This is a genomic window from Nitrospira sp. MA-1 (genome assembly GCA_032139905.1).
GTDB lineage: Bacteria > Nitrospirota > Nitrospiria > Nitrospirales > UBA8639 > Nitrospira_E.
The window spans coordinates 627,908-646,740 of record JAQJDB010000007.1 but is presented as its reverse complement, the minus strand read 5'-3'; the positions used below and the strand labels follow the sequence as shown (position 1 = coordinate 646,740).

At 53.6% G+C, this 18,833-nt stretch carries 21 protein-coding genes; 19 read left to right on the top strand and 2 right to left on the bottom strand.

Annotated elements, in window-relative coordinates; translation table 11 throughout:
* Positions 1 to 246 precede the first annotated feature (246 nt).
* From atpD to PJI16_15630, 15 genes are all read left to right on the top strand, one after another.
* Positions 247 to 1,725, top strand: coding sequence for a F0F1 ATP synthase subunit beta (gene atpD / locus PJI16_15700; protein MDT3779010.1), 1,479 nt, complete (start codon positions 247 to 249; stop codon positions 1,723 to 1,725).
* 40 nt (positions 1,726 to 1,765) lie between these two features.
* Positions 1,766 to 2,155, top strand: a complete 390-nt coding sequence (locus tag PJI16_15695) for a F0F1 ATP synthase subunit epsilon (GenBank protein MDT3779009.1) — start codon at positions 1,766 to 1,768, stop codon at positions 2,153 to 2,155.
* The gene (locus PJI16_15690) at positions 2,148 to 2,486 is read left to right on the top strand and encodes an AtpZ/AtpI family protein (GenBank protein MDT3779008.1); all 339 of its coding nucleotides are present in this window, start codon (positions 2,148 to 2,150) and stop codon (positions 2,484 to 2,486) included. The genes PJI16_15695 and PJI16_15690 overlap by 8 nt, the downstream gene beginning before the upstream one ends.
* Positions 2,479 to 2,790, top strand: a complete 312-nt coding sequence (locus tag PJI16_15685; protein MDT3779007.1) for an ATP synthase subunit I — start codon at positions 2,479 to 2,481, stop codon at positions 2,788 to 2,790. The genes PJI16_15690 and PJI16_15685 overlap by 8 nt, the downstream gene beginning before the upstream one ends.
* Positions 2,780 to 3,478 (top strand): F0F1 ATP synthase subunit A, encoded by a 699-nt coding sequence (locus PJI16_15680; protein ID MDT3779006.1) that lies wholly within the window; start codon positions 2,780 to 2,782, stop codon positions 3,476 to 3,478. The genes PJI16_15685 and PJI16_15680 overlap by 11 nt, the downstream gene beginning before the upstream one ends.
* Positions 3,479 to 3,512: 34 nt before the next feature.
* Positions 3,513 to 3,794, top strand: a complete 282-nt coding sequence (locus PJI16_15675) for a F0F1 ATP synthase subunit C (protein ID MDT3779005.1) — start codon at positions 3,513 to 3,515, stop codon at positions 3,792 to 3,794.
* Positions 3,795 to 3,798: 4 nt separating this feature from the next.
* Positions 3,799 to 4,617 (top strand): F0F1 ATP synthase subunit delta, encoded by an 819-nt coding sequence (locus PJI16_15670; GenBank protein ID MDT3779004.1) that lies wholly within the window; start codon positions 3,799 to 3,801, stop codon positions 4,615 to 4,617.
* Entirely contained in the window at positions 4,601 to 6,244 is a 1,644-nt protein-coding gene (locus PJI16_15665; GenBank protein MDT3779003.1) for an alternate F1F0 ATPase, F1 subunit alpha, read from the top strand. The genes PJI16_15670 and PJI16_15665 overlap by 17 nt, the downstream gene beginning before the upstream one ends.
* An 8-nt stretch (positions 6,245 to 6,252) precedes the next feature.
* Complete coding sequence (locus tag PJI16_15660) at positions 6,253 to 6,378, top strand: hypothetical protein (GenBank protein MDT3779002.1); 126 nt, start codon at positions 6,253 to 6,255, stop codon at positions 6,376 to 6,378.
* A gap of 80 nt (positions 6,379 to 6,458) precedes the next feature.
* Complete coding sequence (locus PJI16_15655) at positions 6,459 to 7,604, top strand: hypothetical protein (GenBank protein MDT3779001.1); 1,146 nt, start codon at positions 6,459 to 6,461, stop codon at positions 7,602 to 7,604.
* Positions 7,605 to 7,632: 28 nt separating this feature from the next.
* Positions 7,633 to 8,004, top strand: coding sequence for an HPF/RaiA family ribosome-associated protein (locus tag PJI16_15650; protein MDT3779000.1), 372 nt, complete (start codon positions 7,633 to 7,635; stop codon positions 8,002 to 8,004).
* Positions 8,001 to 8,888 (top strand): F0F1 ATP synthase subunit gamma, encoded by an 888-nt coding sequence (locus PJI16_15645; protein MDT3778999.1) that lies wholly within the window; start codon positions 8,001 to 8,003, stop codon positions 8,886 to 8,888. Before PJI16_15650 ends, PJI16_15645 begins: the two co-directional genes overlap by 4 nt.
* 58 nt (positions 8,889 to 8,946) lie before the next feature.
* Positions 8,947 to 9,816 (top strand): polyphosphate kinase 2 family protein, encoded by an 870-nt coding sequence (locus PJI16_15640; GenBank protein ID MDT3778998.1) that lies wholly within the window; start codon positions 8,947 to 8,949, stop codon positions 9,814 to 9,816.
* Positions 9,817 to 10,108: 292 nt separating this feature from the next.
* The gene (locus PJI16_15635; protein ID MDT3778997.1) at positions 10,109 to 10,804 is read left to right on the top strand and encodes a VIT family protein; all 696 of its coding nucleotides are present in this window, start codon (positions 10,109 to 10,111) and stop codon (positions 10,802 to 10,804) included.
* Positions 10,805 to 10,868: 64 nt separating this feature from the next.
* The gene (locus PJI16_15630; GenBank protein ID MDT3778996.1) at positions 10,869 to 11,738 is read left to right on the top strand and encodes a cation diffusion facilitator family transporter; all 870 of its coding nucleotides are present in this window, start codon (positions 10,869 to 10,871) and stop codon (positions 11,736 to 11,738) included.
* Between the two features lie 94 nt (positions 11,739 to 11,832).
* Here the strand turns inward: PJI16_15630 and PJI16_15625 are convergent, their stop codons facing one another.
* Both PJI16_15625 and PJI16_15620 read right to left on the bottom strand, forming a co-directional pair.
* Positions 11,833 to 13,788, bottom strand: coding sequence for a PAS domain S-box protein (locus tag PJI16_15625; GenBank protein MDT3778995.1), 1,956 nt, complete (start codon positions 13,786 to 13,788; stop codon positions 11,833 to 11,835).
* A gap of 157 nt (positions 13,789 to 13,945) precedes the next feature.
* Positions 13,946 to 15,313 carry a sigma-54 dependent transcriptional regulator gene (locus tag PJI16_15620; protein ID MDT3778994.1) on the bottom strand — a complete coding sequence of 456 codons (1,368 nt, stop codon included), beginning with the start codon at positions 15,311 to 15,313 and terminating at the stop codon, positions 13,946 to 13,948.
* Between the two features lie 342 nt (positions 15,314 to 15,655).
* On the opposite strand from PJI16_15620, the gene PJI16_15615 reads away from it, so the two are divergent.
* The 4 genes from PJI16_15615 to PJI16_15600 all read left to right on the top strand — a co-directional run bounded on the left by PJI16_15615 (position 15,656) and on the right by PJI16_15600 (position 18,828).
* Positions 15,656 to 16,519, top strand: a complete 864-nt coding sequence (locus PJI16_15615; GenBank protein ID MDT3778993.1) for a universal stress protein — start codon at positions 15,656 to 15,658, stop codon at positions 16,517 to 16,519.
* Positions 16,520 to 16,757: 238 nt separating this feature from the next.
* The gene (locus PJI16_15610) at positions 16,758 to 17,213 is read left to right on the top strand and encodes an Hsp20/alpha crystallin family protein (GenBank protein MDT3778992.1); all 456 of its coding nucleotides are present in this window, start codon (positions 16,758 to 16,760) and stop codon (positions 17,211 to 17,213) included.
* Between the two features lie 119 nt (positions 17,214 to 17,332).
* Positions 17,333 to 17,758: a hypothetical protein gene (locus PJI16_15605; protein ID MDT3778991.1), complete on the top strand. Its 426-nt coding sequence runs from the start codon at positions 17,333 to 17,335 to the stop codon at positions 17,756 to 17,758.
* 107 nt (positions 17,759 to 17,865) lie between these two features.
* Positions 17,866 to 18,828, top strand: a complete 963-nt coding sequence (locus PJI16_15600; protein ID MDT3778990.1) for a universal stress protein — start codon at positions 17,866 to 17,868, stop codon at positions 18,826 to 18,828.
* Positions 18,829 to 18,833: the final 5 nt, after the last annotated feature.

Here is an 18,833-nt window from a genome sequence, read left to right as displayed (position 1 = left end):
ATCTGGTCCAGGTCTCACTCCAATCTGCCTCTCACGGGAGATACATGGTCTGGCACTGTCTTTGCTGAGTTCTCTGATGAGGATGTATGGTCGCCGTTTCTTTCCTCACAGATTGTTGGCATTGCCGGAACCCGTATCCCAAAATTTTCAGGACGGCAGATTATGGTGGGTTGGACTTTAAACTGCCACGCGTCATGAGTCCCAACGCCAGGATTCAGAGACATTCATCATCCAAAGAACTTTTGCATGGCCGAAAACCTCAACCACTCAAATCCCGGCACAGTCGTCTCGGTGCGCGGCAGCGTCGTGGATATCCGGTTCGATGACCATTTACCGCCCATCTACTCGTTGTTGCGCACAGGACAAAAGGGACGAATCGCCATTGAGGTGTTGGCCCAACTCGAAACACATCGCGTGCGCGGAATTGCACTGACGCCCACGCAAGGCCTCGCCCGCGGCATGGTCGTGGAAGACACCGGCGGACCGCTGATGGCCCCGGTCGGGAAAGGCATTCTCTCCCGCATGTTCGACGTATTTGGAAATTCCATCGACCGGGAGCCGGCACCAACAGAGATTCAATATCGCACCGTCCATCGAGCCCCGCCAGCGTTGGCCCGGCGCTCCACCAAATCCGAGATCTTTGAGACAGGGATCAAGATCATTGATGTGCTGTTGCCTCTGGAACGTGGAGGCAAGGCCGGTCTGTTTGGCGGAGCAGGCGTGGGCAAAACCGTCTTGCTCACCGAAATGATTCACAATATGATCGGGCACCACGAGGGGGTCAGCATTTTTTGCGGAATCGGCGAACGCTGTCGTGAAGGAGAGGAACTCTACCGTGAAATGAAGGAAGCCGGTGTACTGCCGAACATGGTCATGGTGTTCGGGCAGATGAATGAACCGCCGGGCAGCCGTTTTCGTGTGGGGCACGCGGCACTGACCATGGCAGAGTATTTCCGGGATGACGAGCATCGCGATGTGCTCCTGCTCATCGATAACATTTTTCGTTTTATCCAGGCCGGCTCGGAAGTCTCAGGGTTAATGGGGCAGATGCCATCACGTTTGGGCTATCAGCCAACGCTGGGAACCGAATTGTCCCGGCTGGAAGAGCGCATCGCCAACACCGATACCGGGGCCATCACGTCGATTCAAGCCGTGTATGTGCCTGCAGACGATTTCACCGATCCGGCCGCAGTGCACACCTTCTCGCATCTTTCCGCCTCCATCGTGCTGTCCCGCAAACGTGCCAGTGAGGGACTCTACCCGGCCATCGACCCCTTACAGTCCAATTCAAAAATGGCCACCCCTGGCACCATCGGCGCACGCCATTACCGCATCGCGCAAGAAGTCAGGCGGACACTCGCGCAATATGCAGAACTCAAGGACATCATCGCGATGCTTGGGTTGGAACAACTGTCTCTGGAGGACCGCAAGGTGGTGGCTCGCGCCAGACGGCTTGAGCGTTTTCTCACCCAGCCGTTTTTCACGACGGAACAGTTCTCAGGCCTCAAGGGACAACTCGTCAGCCGGAACGACGCCCTGGACGGTTGTGAACGCATCCTGCAGGACGAGTTTAAGGATTACCCGGAGCATGCCCTGTATATGATTGGAAGCATTGACCAAGCGGTGGAAAAAGTAAAATCCGGCAAGCCTGAAGCTCAAGACGAAGATGAGTCGAACAACACATCCACGGGCGACCCGAATCCCAACGGGAAGTCCGAACGGTAGTCAAAGTCGCAACCGGAGGTCGAACGTACAAAGGATGCTCATGACCCTGAAAATTCTTCTGCCGTTCAGAATCTTTGCCGAGCAGAACGCGGTCACGCGTATCGTCGCGGAGACTCGCCAGGGCGCGTTTGGACTTCTGCCCCAACGGCTTGACTGCGTCGCGGCACTCGAGCCGGGAATTCTGATCTACGAAAAAAAAGGGGAAGAAGAGATGTACGTGGCACTCGATGAAGGGGTGCTGGTCAAAAGCGGCCCCAACGTTCTGGTCTCCGTGCGCAACGCCATTGCCGGGACTGACCTCCCCCAATTGCGCGAGGCCGTGGAACGTGAATTTCTGACTCTGGACGAACAGGAACAGAGCCTCCGCTCGGTGATGGCCAAGCTTGAAAGTAGCTTTGTGCGCCGCTTCGCGGATTTTCACCATGACTGAGGATCCGGAAGAGAAGCCTCTCAGGGGAGAGACGACCTTAGCCCGACAGGTCGGCATGAAGGCTGCGCGCAAACTCAAGGCGCAACGTCACACGACGCGGACCATCTGGTTTGGGTTGGGAATGATGGGTCTGGTCGGTTGGTCGGTGGCGATTCCAACGCTACTTGGTGCGTCGCTCGGTCTCTGGCTGGACAAACATTATTCCGGACCCCATTCCTGGACGCTCACCTTGCTCTTCATCGGCTTGATCATCGGCTGTGTGAATGCCTGGCATTGGGTGACCAGGGAAGACCAGGAAATACGAGCCGAACAGGAGAATCACGATGGATGACATCTTTATGATGGTGCCTGCGCTGGTAACGGGAATGTTGCTCGGAGCGATGTTTTTTGGTGGCCTATGGTGGACGATTCGGAAAGGCCTGTCCTCCACACAACCGGCCTTTTGGTTCCTCGGCAGCCTGCTGCTACGAACGAGCATGACCTTGGTCGGTTTCTATATGGTTTCGGACGGCCAATGGGAGAGGCTGCTGGTGTGCCTCGTTGGATTTACCATTGCCCGTCCGATCGTGATGCGAGTCACCGGCTTAGCCGAAAACCCAAACAGCCCGGCACAGGAGCCCAGCCATGCGCCTTAGCCCGGACGACATCATTTTCTGGCAATACGGGTTCATCAAGCTGAATGCCACAATTGCGTTCACTTGGGGATTGATGCTCCTGTTAGCTATTGGATCAACAGTCATTACGCGGCACCTGTCCACCGGTCTGCAACGTTCTCGCTGGCAGAATCTTCTGGAAATCGTCGTCACGGCCATCGAGAAACAAATTGAAGAGGTGGGCCTGAGCCAGCCACGGAAGTATCTCAGCTTTCTGGGAACAATCTTTCTGTTCATTGCCCTTGCCAGCCTCTGTACGATTATTCCCGGTTACGAGCCGCCGACAGGATCCCTTTCGACCACAGTGGCGCTTGCGCTGTGTGTCTTTGTTGCCGTCCCGCTTTTCGGGATTGAGGAGCAAGGAGTCGGCGGGTATCTCAAGTCCTACCTGAAACCGACCGTCATCATGCTGCCGTTTAACCTGATCAGCGAATTCTCCCGCACGCTGGCCCTGGCGGTCCGCCTGTTCGGCAACATGATGAGCGGAGCCATGATCGTCGCCATGCTACTGACCATCACGCCCTTCATCTTCCCGATCGTCATGAGCCTGCTCGGTCTGCTCACCGGAATGGTCCAGGCCTATATCTTCAGTATCCTGGCCACGGTCTACATTGCGGCCGCAACACGAACACGTCAGCGGGACCCCCAACCCGAATCTGGAGGGAAATAGTGACACACACGCCACAACAACCAAAGGAGATACTATGGACAGCATGACTCTTATCGCGGTGGCATCAATTGTCACGGCTGGCCTCACCACCGGGTTCGGCTGCCTTGGGCCGGCCCTGGGGGAAGGAAGGGCGGTATCAACCGCCTTGTCTTCTCTGGCCCAGCAGCCCGATGCCGCAAACACGATTACCCGGACGCTCTTTGTGGGCCTGGCGATGATCGAATCTACGGCCATTTACTGTTTCGTGGTCTCGATGATTCTGATCTTCGCCAACCCGTTCTGGAACCACGTGCTCTCCCAGGCCACAGGAAAATGAAACGATGTTAATCGACTGGTTTACCGTTGTCGCGCAGGCACTCAACTTTCTTATCCTGGTATGGTTATTAAAGCGTTTCCTGTACAAACCCATTCTCAATGCTCTTGACGCAAGGGAGAAACGGATCGCCACCGAACTCGCCAACGCCGATTCAAGAATGGCCGAAGCCGGACAGGAACGCGACGAGTTCCAGCGTAAAAACGAGGAGTTCGACCAGCAACGCGCGGCTCTGTTAACCAAGGCGGAGGATGAGGCCACGGCTGAACGTCAGCACCTCCTCGACGACGCGCGGAAGGAGTCGGACGGCTTGCGCACCAAGTGGCAGGAAGCATTGAGAAGCGAGCACCAAAGCCTGAATAAGGAACTCACTCGTCGAACACGGGAGGAAATCTTTGCGATTGCGCGAAAGACGTTGGCAGACCTCGCCACGACGAGCCTGGAAGAACGCCTGGGCGAGGTGTTCATTCGCCGTTTGCGAGAAATGGACGGCCAGGCGAAAGAGGGACTCGCCGAGGCTCTGAAAACCTCGTCTGACCCCGCGATTGTGCGCAGCGCGTTCGACCTGCCTGTGGAGCAACGCGCGGCGATACAACATGCCCTCAACGAAACGTTCTCGGCTGAAATCCACGTCCGGTTCGAGACCGCGCCGGACCTGGTCAGCGGGATCGAACTCACCACAAATGGACAAAAAGTGGCGTGGAGCATCGCGGATTATCTCGGGTCGCTGGAAAAGGAGGTCGGCGAACTCCTAAAAGAGAAAACCAAACCTGAAGCCAAGGCCGACGCACCTCCCGAACAACCAGCCGATGAACATGGAACCTGAGAGTCTCCAAAAGGTTTTCGACCGTGCGTTTTCTGGAATAAGCCAGGCGCGCGAAAGCTTCTCGCCTCAGCTGACGCCACACGAGGTGGGCAGGATCACGAACGTCTCCACCGGGATCGCCAGGGTTTCCGGCCTTCCCCGCGTGGGGTTTGAGGAGGTGCTGAAGTTTCCCGGTGAAGTGTACGGCATCGCCTTCAACGTCGATGAAGACGAAATCGGCGTCGTACTCCTTGGCGACTACTGGCAGTTACAGGCAGGGGACGAAGTCGAGCGCAGGGGACACGTTATGGACGTGCCGGTAGGCGACGGCTTGATCGGGAGAGTCATCAATCCATTAGGTCGGACCCTGGATGGCCGCGGACCGGTGGCCTCCAGCGAGCGCCTGCCTATCGAACGTCCAGCACCGCCCATCATGAATCGTGCACCCGTCACGGTGCCGTTGCAAACCGGCATCAAGGTCATTGATGCACTCATTCCCATCGGACGCGGCCAGCGCGAGTTGATTCTTGGCGATCGGCAGACGGGTAAAACTGCCATTGCCGTCGACACGATTCTCAACCAGCGGGACCAGAATGTCCTGTGCGTGTATTGCGCCATTGGCCAGCGCGCGTCCGGCATGGCGAAAGTCGTGGCCACCCTCCGCGAACAAGGCGCGATGGAATACACCATCGTCGTCGTCACCGAAGGCAACGACCCACCAGGGCTGGCGTATATCGCGCCGTATGCCGCAACCAGCATTGCGGAGCATTTCATGGAACATGGTCGCGATGTGCTCATTGTCTATGACGATCTCACGCATCACGCTCGCGCCTATCGTGAGCTGTCCCTGCTCTTGCGCCGCCCGCCCGGTCGCGAAGCCTTTCCCGGCGACATCTTTTACATCCACTCGAGACTTCTGGAGCGCGCCACACATCTGCGCCAAGACCTGGGTGGTGGGTCCCTGACCGCGCTTCCCATCATTGAAACCGAAGCACAGAACATTTCGGCCTACATTCCGACTAACCTGATTTCCATCACGGATGGGCAGATCTACCTTTCGCCTTCCCTGTTCGAATTAGGGGTGCTGCCTGCGATCGATGTCGGTCGATCCGTTTCCCGGGTTGGAGGCAAGGCACAACGGGCGGCCTACCGGGCCGTAGCGGGAAATCTCAAACTGGCCTATGCCCAGTTTGAAGAACTGGAAACCTTCGCCAGGTTCGGCGCCAGACTGGATGACGACACTCGCGCCATTATCGAACACGGACGGAGAATTCGTGCCTGTCTCAAACAGCCGGAATTCGCCCCGGTCTCCGTGCCCGCTCAAATCACCCTGCTCCTGGCGTTAACCGAAAAGCTCTTCGACCCTGTCCCGCTTAACCAGATGACGCCTGCGGAACAGGCGTTGCACAAGGCAGCCCTGGTCATTCCGTTGGAAATATGCACGCGATTGGAAGGCGCAGCCAAACTCAATGACGATGATCGTCAAACGATTATTGACATCGCCCGCAAAGCACTTGCACGGTATCAGCCCAAGCCTAATCGTAAGCCCGAAGTCAAAGCTGAGCCCAAGCCGAAGACCGAGTCAAAGCCGGGGTCGCAAACAGAGGCCAGACCCAAGCCCGAGGCGGAACTTCCAGAGGAGTCCTAAGCGACACTATGGTAAGCCTGCGCCGAAAGATCGGCGGAGCCGGGGATCTCCAATCCGTCGTCCGCACCATAAATGCCCTGGCCGCCTCAAGTGACAAAAAGTCACTTCATACGAGCGAAAAAGCCACTGGTTAAGCCATTTTGTTAGGATATTATTGAAGTTTCACAGTGATTGAACACAAATGAGGGAGACACGAATGACACAGAAGAACACTATGCTCGCGAGTGAATTCATAGCCGCGTTGGTGTCTGATCGCCAGCCGCCATGTCTCTCGCTTTATCAGCCGACCCATCGGTGCCATCCCGAGAATCAGCAGGACCCGATCCGGTTTCGTAATCTTGTCAAGGAGCTGGAGACATCGCTCCGGCAAAAGTATCCGGCCGTCGAAACGCGCCTCCTTCTGGAACCGTTTGAAGCCCTGGCCAACGATCATGACTTCTGGACCCACACACACGATGGACTGGCCGTGCTGGCCGCGCAAGGCTTCTTTCATGTGTTCCGGCTTCAGCGCCCGGTCACCGAATTGGTCGTCGTGGCCGACAGCTTTCACACCAAGCCCTTGCGGCGTTTTCTGCAATCGGTTGATCGCTATCAGGTCCTCGGACTGAGCCTTCACACGATCCGGCTCTTCGAGGGGAACCGCCATACGCTTGACGAGATCGATCTGGCTCCGGACGTTCCACGGACGATCACCGAGGCGCTGGGGGATGAGCTGACCGAACCCCATTCAACCGTCGCTTCTTATGGTGGGGTCGGTCAGGCGAGCGGGGCTATGCACCACGGCCACGGCGGAAAAAAGGACGGGGTAGACACCGACGCGGACCGGTTTTTTCGCGCTGTCGACCGCGCGGTGTTAGAGCACCATTCCCGGCCATCAGGCCTGCCTTTGATCCTGGCAGCGTTGCCGGAGCATCATCATCGCTTTCACCAGGTCAGCCACAACCCGTTTTTGATGGCGGAGGGACTCACAATCAATCCTGATGCCCTGCCGATCGATGACCTTCGGAAACGCGCCTGGCAGGTTGTCGACCCGCAATATCAGGCCCAACTGGCTACATTGGCCGACGAGTTTGCAGTGGCAAAATCCAAGGGGCTTGGCTGTGACGACCTGGGGGAGATCGCCCAGGCGGCCACCACCGGGAGGGTCGCCACGCTGCTGATTGAGGCCGACCGCCAGATTGCCGGCCGGCTGGACTATGCGACGGGTCAGGTTGAACGTGCTGACCTGAGTCATCCGCAAGTCGACGACCTCCTCGATGACCTGGGTGAGCTGGTCGAAAAGATGGGCGGCCGGGTCCTGGTCATTCCGGCCGAGCGTATGCCGGGACGGACGGGACTGGCTGCCACTTACCGACATTGAACCATCCACACTCACAAAGGAGAACACCATGCAGATCCAAATCAATACTGATCGGAACATTGAAGGCCACGAGGCATTGGCCGCTCAGGTCAGTGGCGTCGTGGAGAGTGCACTGAGCCGATTCAGCGACTCCATCACGCGAGTAGAGGTCCATCTGAGCGATGAGAATAGCGACAAGAAGGGGGGCAATGACGACATACGTTGTGTGATGGAAGCCCGCCTTGAAGGCCGACAGCCCGTTGTGGTCACGCATCAAGCTGCGACCGTGGACCAAGCCGTCGACGGCGCTGCAGACAAGTTGACAAGAATGATGGACAGCACCCTCGGGCAACTGCACGATGAAAAGAGGCGCAGGACTGACCCTCCCCCACCTGGAGCGGAACTCCCGGAAGACTCATGAGCGACACCATGGTGAGTCTGCGCCGAAAGATCGGCGGAGCCGGGGATCTCCAATCCGTCGTGCGCACAATGAAAGCCTTGGCCGCCTCGAGCATCGGACAATACGAGCAATCGGTGAGCGCCTTGGCCGACTACGCTCGCACCGTGGAGCTGGGATTAAGCGTTTGTTTCCGGGATGACTCGCCGATGGCGATAATGGGAGAACAGAAAATACACCCCCCTACTGGGACGATTGGGGCGGTCGTGTTCGGTTCCGACCAAGGACTGGTGGGCCAGTTTAATGAGGTAGTCGCCGATTATGCGGTCAAGACACTGGCCGCGCTGCCCGGCCAACACCGGGTATGGGCCGTCGGTGAGCGCGTGCAGACGCGCCTGGCAGACGCAGGACTTCCGTTGCTAGGATTCTTTTCCGTCCCGAATTCCGTCAAGGCCATCACTCCGCTGGTCGGACAGATTCTCCTGGAAAGCGAAACGCGCCGCAGCCGCGGAGAAATCTCGGAACTCCACCTCTTTTACAATCGTCCCACATCCAGAGCGGTCTATGCGCCGATCAATCAGCGTTTGTTGCCGCTGAACGAAACCTGGCGAAGCGAGTTGGCCATACTCCCGTGGCCGACAGGGAATTTGCCGGAGGTCATCGGAAGTACTACGACGACCCTAAAGGCGCTCATTCATGAGTACCTCTTCGTTTCGCTCTTCCGGGCATGCGCCGAATCTCTTGCCAGCGAAAACGCCAGCCGTCTGACAGCGATGCAACGCGCTGAGAAAAACATCGACGAACTGCTGGAGGACCTCAATAAACACTTTCACCAGTTGCGCCAAAGCGGCATCGACGAGGAACTGTTCGACGTCATCTCCGGCTTTGAAGCGCTGGCCAAAGAATAAAAAATCTCCAAACGCCAGGTGAGCAACCCAGACATCAATTCATGAAAAAGGGACGACGATGAACATTCAGACCAACGGTTTCCGAGTAGATAAAGGCACAAAGGTCGATCTCAGCAAAAGGCCAACCAGGGTAAAGGATATCTATAACTCGAAAAAACAGTACAAGCAGGTTCTCAAGAAACATATCGAAGAACTCAGTGACCTACAACGTCTCCTCTATGCGTCGAACCGTTATGCGTTGCTGCTGATATTTCAGGCCATGGATGCCGCAGGCAAGGACGGCGCCATCCGACATGTCATGTCAGGAGTGAATCCACAAGGGTGCCAGGTGTTCAGCTTCAAACATCCCAGTGCAGCGGAACTGGATCATGATTTTCTGTGGCGCACCACACAATCTCTGCCTGAACGCGGCCGCATCGGCATTTTCAATCGTTCCTATTACGAGGAAGTTCTCATCGTGCGAGTGCATCCAGAGATTCTGCTGAGCCAGGGTCTGCCGGACGAATTACTTGATGAAAAATCTCTCTGGCAGGATCGGTACCGCTCTATCGTGGACCTTGAGAGCCATCTCTACCGCAATGGCACACGGATCATCAAGTTTTTCCTTCACCTTTCAGAGGAAGAGCAGCGAGAGCGATTCCTTCAACGCATCGACGAACCGGAAAAGAACTGGAAATTTAGCCTCGCCGACATTAAAGAAAGAAAATATTGGAAAGAGTATATGAACGCCTATGAGGCATGTTTAAGTTCGACAAGCACAGAAACTGCTCCCTGGTATGTTGTGCCTGCCGATGATAAAAAGAACGCCAGGCTCATTATTTCGAATGTGATCGTCGAAACATTAAAAAGTCTCAACATGAGTTATCCCACAACAACCAAGGAGCGTCAGAAGGAGTTGCAGACTATCCGTAAACGCCTGGCGAAGTAAGATGGATCATACGGAAATTATGACTCAAGCCCTTCGACCTTACTCTCAGGACAAGCTCTAGAAGGCTCCGTGCCTCTGCTTGTCATCCTCAAACGTGTATGGACCCCATCAGGATTCATCTGTTCAGAACGATGAGCGCTGTGGAGCGTAGAACCCTATTTTTTGTATGATCCAGTAAGATCTGAAGCTCAAGAGTAGAAGAGCAGCGATAGCTTTTCATTCCCCGCGATGAATAACTTTTGAAAAGAAACCTTTCAGCCGTCAGCGCCTGCGGATAACGGAAACTGGACACATGCGAGTACGACATAGGGAACGTCACCGAACAGAACGCATTGGGTGGCTCCGGGCAGCGGTCTTGGGCGCCAACGACGGGATTGTCTCGACAGCGAGCCTACTGCTCGGTGTCTCCGCCGCGAATACGAACCACAGCGATGTCTTGATCGCGGGAGTAGCCGGCCTAGTCGCCGGAGCTTTGTCGATGGCTGCCGGTGAGTATGTGTCTGTCCAATCACAGGCAGATACCGAAGAGGCCGACCTTGCTCTTGAGCACACGGAACTCCTATCGGACCCTTCAGGTGAGCACAAGGAACTCGCCGCTCTCTATGTTGGGCGAGGTCTCGATCCAACACTCGCGAAGCAAGTCGCCACACAACTCATGACCCATGACGCCATCGGGGCGCATGCACGTGACGAGCTCGGCATTTCAGAGAACCTCAGTGCGCGTCCGATTCAGGCGGCCATGGCGTCGGCCGGTAGCTTCGCTATCGGAGCCGCCTTGCCTCTTGTGACCGCAACCATCATCCCGGAGGCCAGCCTGATTCCCGTGGTTTCCGGAACCTCACTGGTGTTTCTCGCGGGATTAGGAGGGTTAGCGGCACAGGCGGGCGGTGCCTCGGTGATGACGGGCGCCATGCGCGTCACATTATGGGGTGCACTGGCCATGGGACTGACTGCGGGGATTGGAATGCTATTCGGGACAGCGGGGTAAATCAGAGCACGCGAACACGAACAAAGACTCAGGCATACTTCTTCTTGATTCCTTGACATCAAACATGAGCCGTCTTCGAGAAATTCGCCGGATTCTCTGTTGGATTCTGGTTTTGAACCTGGCTGTCGCCGCAGCCAAGTGGGGCTATGGCGTTGTGACGGACTCATTGGGTATGCAGGCGGATGGTTTTCATTCAACATTCGATGGCTTCTCAAATGTCATTGGATTGATCGGGCTCTGGCTGACCGCCCCTCCTCCCGATGCCAACCATCCCTATGGTCATAAAAAATTTGAAGCCTTGACCGCCGGGGCCATTGGAGGATTCCTGGTCATGACATGTGTATATCTTCTTTGGAAAGCCTATCAGTCTTGGACACTGGACCTGCACCCTCAGGTCACCGGCTTCAGTTTCTTGATCATGATCATGACCATGGGTGTCAATATCTTTGTAACTCGATGGGAACGGCAAAAGGGTACCGAACTGAAAAGCGACATTCTCACAGCCGACTCCTATCACACGGCCAGTGATGTCCTCACATCATGTTCAGTCCTCGTAGGGCTCCTGGCTGTGAAAGTCGGATATGCCTTCGTTGATCCGTTGGTAGCGGTCCTGATTGCTGCCGTGATCGCCTGGACCGCATTTATCGTACTCAAGGACGTTTTGTCTTCCTTAACCGATGCCAATCGCTTGGACCCTGAAGAAGTTCGAAAAGTGGTGATGTCAATCGCCGGCGTCCGGGACTGTCATGATATTAGGACACGCGGACTGTCCCACCATGTGTTCATGGATCTCTCGGTTCACGTAGATGCCAATCTCACCGTCAAAAAATCGCACTCGCTCGCAACCCAAATTGAGGAGCAACTCATTGAGATGTTTGAACCCCTGGAGGATGTGGTCGTCCACATCGAACCGGAAGGACACGAACGAAGGTGATTGGAATCGGGATGGGAAATTGTGAGGAGTAAGCAGTAAGGAGAAAAAGGGAAAATGAAGCATTCAGCAGATTAAACTTAGACTCATGCTCGACCTACCCCTCACGCCTTACCTCTTGAGAATGAATGGGCAGGGAAACGATAAAGGTCGTCCCCTGGCCGGGCACACTCGTTACACGGATGGCACCTTGATGTTCCTGGAGAATGCCATGAACCACGGTGAGCCCTAAGCCGGTCCCCTCCCCCACGGCCTTGGTGGAAAAAAACGGATCAAAAATCTTTGAGAGTTGCTCCTGAGGAATCCCACTCCCGGTATCTTCCACGGTGAGTTCCACGGTATCACCGGTAGAATGGAGAGTCAGGCTCAGAGTACCTCCATCAGGCATCGCCTGGCAGGCATTTAAAATAAGATTTAAAAACACCTGGTTCATGTGATCGGGATCCGCCAACACCTTCGGCAACTGAGGTGTCACAGTCTTGATGATCTGAATATGCTGTGTACCCAACCTCTCCTGCAGCACATCCAGCACATCGATCATCACGGCCTCTAAGTTGACACCCTGACGTTCAGCCGGACGTTTTCGGGCAAAACTTAATAATTGATTCATAATTTTTGTAATGCGTTCCACCTGGTTCACAATGGTTTCCAAACCCCGCCTGGTGGGCTCATCCGGAGCTTTACGCATTAACAATTCGGCTCTCCCTAATATCACATTCATCGGTGTACCGATTTCATGTGCCATTCCCGATGCCAACGTGCCCAACTCCGCCAATCGTTCCGTTTTTCGCAGTTGTTCCTCCAATGCGCGTTGTTGGGTAATATCCACGACATACCCTTCAATCCCGACAATCTCGCCTGTTTCGGAAAAAATCCCACATCCTTGTTCCCACACCCATTTAACAGTTCCCTCCATTGTTCGAATCCGATAGCTGGACTGAAACGGCTTATGGTCATTGAGAGCCTCCTGTACGTGCTGCCAGACCCGCTCGCGATCTTCTTGGAGCATGACATGTTGGCCATACGATACCTGTCGAGTCTCAATTATTTGAGTAGGTGAATATCCCGTCAGGTTTAGACAACTCGGACTGAGGAACTCCATGGTCCAATCTCGATCATTTTGACATCGATAGACCATCCCGGGAAGATTCGTGAGAAGGGTCGATAAGGTCCGTTGGGCTTCTTGTAATTCGTGTTCGGTCGCCACCCGTTCCGTCAAATCCATGATAATCGCGAGGAAGAGGCGACGGCCCTCCTCCTGTAAATATTGAAGATGGACTTCAACCGGATACGTCGTTCGATCTTTTCTCTGATGAGATGTCCGAAAATTCACTTGCTCCCGTTGGCCCGTCCGGAGAGGAGTCAACAGCTCCAGAAATTTTTCGTTCGAGTGGTCCGGCTTCAAATCCAGCGGTGTCATCACGCTCAATTCTTCCATGCTGTATCCGACATTTTCCCTCGCGCCTTTGTTGACTTGAGTAAATCGAAGGGTCGTGGCATCAAACACATAGATTTCATTGGCAGACTCCTCAAGAATTCTCCCCAGGTAGGACAACCGCTCTTCGTTTTGCTTTCGTTGAGAAATATCTCGAAGAATCACTGTCAACCATCGCTTCCCCGATTGTTCAGTTTGAGAAATTGAGGCTTCCAAAGGAAAGATCTCGCCATTTCCTCGCAGTCCGGAGATTTCCATTTCGGCGCCCATTCGTCTGGATGTTTCTCCAGTCTCGGCAAATCGGCGGATGTGTTCACGATGGGCAGACCGCAAAGGAAGCGGAATAAATTGGTCGAGGGTATGTCCCAGTGCCTCTTGAGCCGAACACTGAAAAATTCCCTCTGCGGCGGCATTAAAGATGACAATCCGTTGATCGTCATCAATGATAATAATGGCATCCATGGCCGAATGGATGATGCCTGCCAGTTGCTGCTCAATCGCCTCCAACCCGTTCCTGGCCTCCTGATGCATCGCCTGGACGGCCCGCAACTCTGCCAATTCCTGTCGGAGTAGATGAACTTCGATCTGAAGGTCTTGAGGGGGAGGCTCGTGACTCATGGATTCACCTGGGGTTGAATCTGACAAACAGGAAATTAAGACTTAATGCATTGATGATACAGGGACCGATGAAGAACCACCCTGGGCCGGACTCCATACGCACATATCACTCCGATAGCAGCATGATTCAACGCAATTCATCCGACTGCTCGGGCGTTCACACCACTTCCTCCATTTCAGCCAGCTTGCGATATAAGGTCTTTCGATCAATCCCTAGCACATGCGCCGTTTGATATTTATTTCCACCCATTTTTTCTAACACCCGCCGAATGTAGGACTTTTCCAACTGCTCCAGGGGCAGTAGCCGCTCCGCGGCATCCCCAATGAGTTGTCCATCTCCTTGGATATTCCGAATATTGGAGGGAAGATCATCCAAACAAATCTTTTTCCCTTGCGTCAGGGTCGCCGCGCGCTCAAGGATATTTTCTAACTCTCTCACATTACCCGGCCACTGATAATCCATGAGCCGGGCCATGGCCGGCTCTTCGACACTTTCAATGTGTTTTTGCTGCGCAGTGACACTTTTTTGAAGCAACCCCTGAACCAGAATCGGTAGATCCTCCTTGCGGTCACGAAGGGGAGGCAAGTGCAGTTCAATCACATTCAAACGATAATACAAATCCTCCCGGAACCGCTTGGCCTTGACCTCCTCAACCAATTGCACATTCGTGGCGACCACTAACCGGACATTGATCGCCATGGAGCGAGTCGCCCCTACCCGCCGGATTTCCCGCTCTTGTACCGCACGAAGTAACTTGGCTTGAAGCATCATGGGCATTTCACTAATTTCATCCAAAAACAATGTGCCATCGTGAGCCTCTTCAAACAAACCGGGTTTATCCGATTTGGCATCCGTAAAAGCTCCGCGCACATGACCAAAGAGCTCGCTTTCCAACAACAGCTCGGGAATCGCCGCACAATTCACCGGAACAAAGGGAGCAGACTTGCGCTGACTATTATAATGAATGGCTTTGGCAACAAGTTCTTTTCCCGTCCCGCTTTCTCCCGTGATCAGAATATTCGTCTGTGAATCAGCCACTCGCCGGATCAGATCAAAAATTTCCTTCATCGGTTTACTTTTCCCGAGAATCTGCCCAAACCCAAATTCCCGGCTGACCTGCTGTCGTAACTGTTTCACTTCTTGGCGAAGCAGCGCCTCTCGCATCGCCTTCGCCACCGTCACCGATAATTCATTGCTCTTGATGGGCTTGGTGAGATAGTCAAACGCGCCTAGTTTCATCGCATCAACGGCCGATTCCACGGTCCCAAATGCCGTCATCATGATGAGATTGGATTCCGGATGCTTTCGCAGGACATGATCCAGCAACGCCAGCCCGTCCATGCCTTTCATCCGTAAATCCGTTAAAACCACTGGAAACTTCTCTGTTTCCATCCGATTGAGCGCATCGTGACCATCTGAAGCCACCATGACTCGATAATGCTCTTCCTCGAGAATGTCCCGAAGTAATTGCTGCATTTCGGGTTCATCATCCACGACTAAAATAGCAGGAGAATCGTTGATCATTGCGGTATTCCTTCTTTAACTAACCACTATTTATAAAGGTAACGGACTCCGTCCACCCTGATAAGGTATATTTCCCTTCGATGACACTTCTATCTACTCTCGTGGTAACCAGAGGCGGCAATGTAGCCACTCCTCTCTGTAGCCTTTTTCACCAATTTGGAATTTCACCACTGTAGCAATTTGCCCCACATGATCCAACACGTCTCATCCTATTTTGATTGCGCACTAAAGCTTCAGGGAAAATTACACCGCTATGGAGAATTTGTGATATCACAGAGGCATTCCTCTTGTTGCCTCTAAACAAGGTATGACAAGGAGTACAACTTTAAAAAGGGAGATCCCATGAAAATTGTCGTTCCAATTGATGGTTCAACCTGTTCCACCTTTGCTGTTGAAGCTCTTGCACATTTTAAGCCGCCTGAAGAATTGACGCTGGTCCATGCGCTACAACTTCCCGATTTCAACTACCCGATGATTACGCCGGATCTCAGAACTGAAGCCCAGGAAGAGATCAAAACCCAATTGCGAAAAGAAGGAGAGGGAATTCTCGATGAGGCCCAAGCACATCTTCCTGCCGATTTCTCCCATGTGCAGCGGCTTCATCAAATCGGACATCCGGTCGACGTGATTATTGAAACAGCACAGTCAGTACAATCCAATCTGATCCTGTTGGGAGCCAGGGGTCTTGGTCCCGTCAAAAAGCTGATTCTCGGGAGCGTGTCTCATCGGGTTCTGATGCATGCGCCGTGTCCAACCTTGATCGTGAAAACCTCCATGACTCGCTTACAAAAAATTCTTCTCCCCATTAAAGGTCAAGAGGATGCAGACCTCGCCCTACAATTTTTGGCACTCCAACCGTTTCGACAACCGGTTGAGGTCGAGGTGTTCGCGGTCTGGCCACAACCTCAGCTGTCCTGGCCAACCACGGTGGGACAATCAGACGCCCTGGAAGCTCAAGCCATAGAAGAAGCCCAGGAACGCATGAAAACCATCACTGACCGGCTCACCCGGATGAACTATGCCTCTCAAGCCCATGTCGGGATGGGCGATCCCGCCTATGCCACCCTCGAACAGGCCAAGGCTTCGCAATCCGACTTGATCATGATGGGGACGCATGACCGGAAAGGGTTCTCGCGATTTTTGATGGGAAGCGTTTCGAATGCCGTGTTACACCAGACTCCATGCCCGGTATTGATTGTCCGGTAGACCTTCCGAAACGTGAAGAACGGCTTCCTTTTTCCTACTGATGCCATCTGCTACAGGGTTGTTCAGACAGAATGAGGCGAACTGCTACCAAGGAAATGGGACAGAGCATATTCAAGGAAGGATTTTGCAGGAAACCTGTAGTCGCTTCTCCCATACAACTGTTGGCATATCCATTGCTTTATATCAGGTTTAGGTATGATCGAAAATTTTCTTCCAGGATAAAAAAGGAGGTTACGAGATGAGTGCCATCACACGTTGGGATCCTTTTCGGGAAATGGATGAATTACAAGGTCGGCTTTCAACCTTGTTCGGCCGAGCACCGGTCAGAAAAGAAGGGGAACGTCAAGAAGCATTGCGCGTCGCCGAATGGGCTCCTCTGGTAGATATCACAGAAGATCAAAAAGAATATGTGGTGAAAGCCGAGCTTCCCGAGGTCAAAAAAGATGAAATTAAAATCGGCGTACAAAACGATGTGTTAGTCATTTCCGGTGAACGAAAATATGAAAAGGAAGAGAAGGAGAAAAAGTACCATCGGATCGAGCGAGCCTACGGAAGCTTTTCACGAAGCTTCACCATCCCTGAAGATGCGGACCCGGAGAAAGTCTCTGCCGAATTCAAGGAGGGTATTTTGCAAGTGCATTTACCGAAAAGCGACCGGGCAAAACCAAAAAGTATTGCCGTGAAGGTTTCATGATTAAACGGGCTCCCCTTCTGCTTTGGAAGGGGAGCCCTGGTTTTCCGGGATGGGCATAAGACCAATCAACGCAAAGTGAGTGGAAAAGATCACTCTAAAAGAAGGAAGACAATCCACACATGCACAGTCTTGGAGAATATCTATTTCGTAAGTTTGGGATACTTTTCCTTGGATTTTTTCTCATAGGAGGGATTCCTCGATCCAGCGCGCAACCCCTACAGGAAGTGAAAGTGACCATAGAGGGATACACGTTTCAAACCACCCAGATGCCTCTTCAACTGGACACAGAGACCATTATCTACATCACAAACAAAGATACGGTACGCCATGATTTTGGATCAGACATGTTCCTACATACTCTGACCCATGTCGATAGCAACGGCGTCATAACCTATGGGAAAGGGGTGGAAGGCGTCCTTCTTGAGCCCGGCCAGGCGGCATCAATCCATTTGATGCTTAATCACTCGGGTCGATTCCAATTTCAATGTTCGATCCATAAGGAGATGAAAGGGGAAATTCTCCTCCTGACCGTGGACGCCGTATAATCGGCAACCTCTGCATTAACCTACGGGTTGTGGTCGGGTGCCCGAGCTATTAGAATTTCTGAGAGTGCTCTCCGGCTTTCACTCTAAGGCGAAAGGCTAATACCGTTATGGTCAAGATCGTAACCCATGTATTGTTTCCTACCGACTTTTCACCAAGCTCCGCCCCTGCCTTTCGATATGCGGTGGAATGGGCAAAAGTCTTTGAAGCCCAACTGACCATTCTCCACGTCCATTCCCTGCAACCGGGGCTGGATATTGACGCCGGAGTCGCCCAACAATTCCTGGATGAACAACGCAAGGTGGCGCGGGAAGAGTTGGAAACACTCCTGGCCGAGGCTCGGCAACAGGTTCCAAAGGCATCCATGGAACTAATGGCCGGTCTGCCGTCTGAATGCATTTGCGAGGTTGCCAGGGAGAAAAAATGCGATTTAATTATGATGGGAACCCACGGGTGGACCGGAATCAATCGCGTGTTATTCGGAAGCGTGGCGGAACGGGTCATTCAACGAGCCCCATGCCCGGTTCTGTCCATTCCGCACCGGGAATCAGCAGATATCTCGGCGATGCATCCCCTACAAATCCTCCCACGACAAGTCGTTCTGCCTTTAGAATTCTCCGATTGCTCCATGGAGGCCTATGAATATGCGATCCAAATTGCGAAATGGTTTGATGTGCCTCTGACCCTGATCCATGCCATTGAACCCTTGTCCTATAGTTTGGACTTTACTCTGACTCATCCGCTTCAAGAAAAAACCAATCGGGATAAGGTCGAAAAACGGTTGGCTGATCTCACCGCCGTCCTGACCGAACAGGGCTTATCCGCACGATATGAATTACTCGATAAGCCAACTGTTGACGGCATCCTGGAAACCAGCGCCATCCAGCAAGCCGATCTTATTGTCATGGGAAGCCATGGTCGAAAAGGACTGACCCGTATGATCCTGGGCAGCACAGCCTATAAGGTGCTTGAACAAAGCCCCTACCCTGTCCTCACAGTTAAAAGTCCGAAATTCGAGGGAGGGCATCATCCATCGCTCGCCAATGGCAAGACCACATCCTCTCCGACATAAACCCT